Consider the following 3,861-nt stretch of genomic DNA (forward strand, 5'->3'; position numbering starts at 1 on the left):
AGAAAAAGGAGACGTTCTATACGGAATTGATGTATTTATTCATCCCGAATTTAGAGGCATGCGTCTAGGAAGAAGACTTTATGAGGCTAGAAAGGAATTGTGTGAACAGCTAAACTTAAGAGCTATAATTTTTGGTGGAAGAATCCCAAATTACAATAAGTATGCCAATGAATTAACTCCTAAACAATACATTGAAAAGGTAAGGCGAAAAGAAATTGAAGACCCGGTACTATTGTTTCAGTTGGCCAATGATTTTCACGTAAGGAAAGTACTTAAAGGCTACCTCGATGGAGACACAGAGTCAATGGAATATGCAGTTTTGATGGAGTGGATTAACATTTATCATACAAAGTCAACTAAAATACTTGACTCAGAAACCAAAGTTGTTAGGCTGGGGCTGGTACAGTGGCAAATGAGGTTGTTTAAAGATTTTGATTCGGTAGTCAATCAAATTGAGTTTTTTGTGGATGCAATTTCAGACTATCAAAGTGATTTTGTCTTATTTCCGGAGTTTTTCAATGCACCGTTAATGGCAGAATTCAACCATATGAAAGAAGCAGAAGCAATTAGAATGTTATCAGATTATACAGAACCTTTATTGGAAAAATTTAGAGAATTTGCTATTTCATACAACATTAATATTATAACGGGTAGTATGCCTATGAAAGATGAAGACCACTTGTACAATGTTGGATTTGTTTGTCGCAGAGATGGTAGTTATGAGCGGTATGAAAAATTGCATATTACACCTGCAGAAGAGTCAGCTTGGGGGATAAAAGGTGGAAATAAAATAAACACCATCGATACTGATTGTGGGAAAATTGGTGTGCTGATATGTTATGATGTAGAGTTCCCTGAAATTCCCAGATTATTGGCAGAGGAAGGAATGAAAATACTTTTTGTTCCCTTTATGACAGACACTCAAAACGGATACGAGCGTGTTCGCAATTGTGCAAAAGCTAGAGCCATAGAAAATGAATGTTATGTTGCAATAGCAGGAAATGTGGGTAATCTTCCTAAAGTAAACAATATGGATATTCAATATGCTCAAAGCGCTGTATTTACTCCTTCAGATTTTGCTTTTCCGGTAAACGGAATTAAAGCAGAAGCTACTCCTAATACTGAAAGTACATTGATTGCTGATGTAGATATGGATTTGCTTAAAGAGCTTCATAATTTTGGTAGTGTCAGAAACCTGAAGGATAGAAGAACAGATTTGTATACACTTCGCAAGAAAAAAAGTGCTAAATAAATTGTTTCAGAAAAATTTTTTCACCCATTTCAATTTATTTTTGTAAGGAGCATAACGAAGAGGAAAATCAATCCAGGTTGCTCTTTTAGTAATTGATTTTTTATGTGAAAAAGTTTCAAATGAATGTTGTCCATGATAGGCTCCAGTTCCACTATTTCCAACCCCTCCAAAAGGCAACTTCTCATTGATAAAATGTACTAAAGTGTCGTTGACAGTTCCACCTCCAAAACTAAACTTGGTGATGATTTTTTCAGCAAACGCTTTTCTTTGTGTAAATACATAGAGCGAAAGTGGGTTTGGAAATTTCTTCAATATTGTATCAATGTCTTGCTCTGTTTGATAAACTAAAACAGGCAAAATAGGGCCAAATATTTCTTCCTGCATTACATCACTTTGTAAAGAAGGGTTTAAAATAATTGTTGGTGCAATAAAAAGGTCAGCTTCATCATATGTTCCACCGGCAATCACCTTTTCTTTTTCAATTAAAGCAATAAGACGTTTAAAATGATTTAGGTTAATGATTCTGGCAAAATCTTTTGATTTTACAGGGTTGGCCCCGTAGAATTTTATTATTTCATCTTTTAAGGCAGTCAAAAATTCATTTTTCACATTTTCGTGAATGAGAACATAATCAGGAGCGATACAGGTTTGACCGGCGTTGATAAATTTACCAAAAATAATGCGTTTTGCAGCTTGCTTAATTTTTGCAGAATCATCAATAATAGTAGGGTTTTTTCCACCAAGTTCAAGTGTTGAAGGTGTAAGGTGCTCTGCTATTGCACGAGCCACGATTCGTCCTACCGTGACACTTCCTGTAAAAAACACATAATCCCATTTATGATAAAGTAACTCTTTTGAAATTTCAACACCTCCCTGAAAAACCTTCACATAGTTTTCATTAAATACACTCAAAAACAACTCCTCTAAAATTGCAGCGGTGTGAGGTGCGTGTTCGCTTGGTTTTATAACAACTGTATTTCCAGCGGCAATTGCACCAATTAAAGGAGCCAAGACTAATTGAAATGGGTAATTCCAGGGGGATATAATAAGAACAGTACCGTAGGGTTCTTTATAAATATAATCTTTAGAGGGAAAATTTATTAAAGAGGATGTTACTTTTTCTGGTTTTGCCCATTGATCAATATTTTTAATAGTAAGTTTGAGTTCTTTAATAACAATCAGGGTTTCTGTTACAGCACTTTCAAACTTTGGTTTTTTAAAATCTTTATATAGGGCATCACATATTTTGTGTTCTTTCTTTTGAATTAAATGCAGGAGTTTTTTAAGCTTTTGCTTTCTAAAAGAAACATTTTTAGTTTTCCCAGTTAAGAAAAACTGATGATGATGTTTTAAAATTTCAGGAATAGTCTGCATTTAATACTAATAGTAAGTTAACCTAAGCATTGCTAAAGTACACAATTTAATGATTAATTAGTTTTTAATTTATAAATAGCATTTTCAATTTTTTAATCTCCAATAACGAAACTTTAAAAATGTTTAAAGTAAAATTTAAAAGGAAAATGAAAGCCAGTTTATTTATTTTAATATGTATTTTTGGGTAAATACAAATACAAACCAAATTAAATTTCCATGAAAAAACCATCAAAATGTATAACAGTCGATGAAGCTCGTAAATTACAAGACAACTGGGTTGATACTAGAGCAAAACTTATTGATAGTAACTTAGGAAAGCTTGATTCCAGAGAATTTTATTATACTATCGAAGAGCTTGAGGAGTACCTTGCCTATGTTAAAGAAGAATCTAAAAAACAAGGAATTAACAATCCTGGAGTTCGTATTTATTTTGGAGCATATAATAATTCAAAATCTGATTATGCTACGATTTTTATTGCACCAACTGAAGGAGAATCAGAAAGTCCTGATAATAATTATACGATAGCTCCTTTTAATTTTGGGCAAACAGGTTTTCCTCCTAAAAATTATTAACCAATTGTATATTTGCTATGTGGAACTCCCTATTGATTGTAAATCTTTTTGAAATAATAGCCTCTTTTGTAGGACTCTATTATTTAAAAAAAGGGAATCCAACAAAATGGGAGCGCTATTTTGTTTATTATATATGGACTTTAACAATCATTGAAATCATTGGGTTGTATCCATCCATTGCGTATTTTTCTGATTACAAGTATTTTTCATTTGTAGAAGGAACAAAATTTAGTTCAAACCATTGGTTATATAATATTACTACCCTGATTTATTTTTGCTTTTTGATTCTTTATTTTAGAGCTTTAATTGAAATAAAATTTTGGCGTAAATTTTTAAAAGTTGCACTCTATCCATTTGTGATCATTTCTTTTTTGGATTTTTTTATAAATGACACCTTTTTTACTGAAAATTCTAAGTTCATATTTTTTACAGGGGTTCTTCTATTAGTAATTAGTATTTTAGTTTATTATTTTGAACTGTTGAAAACTGATAAAATATTTAGCCTTAAATATAATTTGTCTTTTTACTTTTCAATAGGGCTGCTATTATTTTATGTAAGTATTGCACCATTATTATTACTTTCAAATTATTATGTATCTGCTAATGAAGATTTTGTTGAAGCAAGAGAACTTATAGTTATATATGGTAACATTTTTTTATAT

The 3,861-nt window shown here is 31.7% G+C and carries 4 protein-coding genes; 3 read left to right on the top strand and 1 reads right to left on the bottom strand.

Translation table 11 applies throughout. The annotated features are described in order from the left end of the window. The coding region (locus tag AACY61_RS10225; protein WP_339611480.1) for a bifunctional GNAT family N-acetyltransferase/carbon-nitrogen hydrolase family protein at window positions 1-1,252 on the top strand (1,252 nt) is incomplete at its 5' end. 6 nt (window positions 1,253-1,258) lie between these two features. On the opposite strand, the gene AACY61_RS10230 is transcribed toward AACY61_RS10225, so the two are convergent. Next, on the bottom strand, window positions 1,259-2,626 hold the full coding sequence (locus AACY61_RS10230; protein ID WP_339611481.1) for an aldehyde dehydrogenase: 1,368 nt from the start codon (window positions 2,624-2,626) through the stop codon (window positions 1,259-1,261). 216 nt (window positions 2,627-2,842) lie between these two features. Between AACY61_RS10230 and AACY61_RS10235 the strand changes: the two genes are divergently transcribed. Continuing rightward, window positions 2,843-3,199 carry a hypothetical protein gene (locus AACY61_RS10235; RefSeq protein WP_339611482.1) on the top strand — a complete coding sequence of 119 codons (357 nt, stop codon included), beginning with the start codon at window positions 2,843-2,845 and terminating at the stop codon, window positions 3,197-3,199. A gap of 164 nt (window positions 3,200-3,363) precedes the next feature. Beyond that, window positions 3,364-3,861 (top strand): hypothetical protein (locus AACY61_RS10240; protein WP_339611483.1); only part of this gene is annotated, 498 nt, incomplete at its 3' end.

The organism is uncultured Planktosalinus sp. (genome assembly GCF_963973675.1).
In the GTDB taxonomy this organism is placed as follows: Bacteria; Bacteroidota; Bacteroidia; order Flavobacteriales; family Flavobacteriaceae; genus Planktosalinus.

Excerpts from the sequence above, each read along its gene's own strand:
- AACY61_RS10230 (WP_339611481.1), bottom strand. The coding sequence starts at position 2,626 with ATGCAGACTATTCCTGAAATTTTAAAACATCATCATCAGTTTTTCTTA.
- AACY61_RS10235 (WP_339611482.1), top strand. The coding sequence starts at position 2,843 with ATGAAAAAACCATCAAAATGTATAACAGTCGATGAAGCTCGTAAATTA.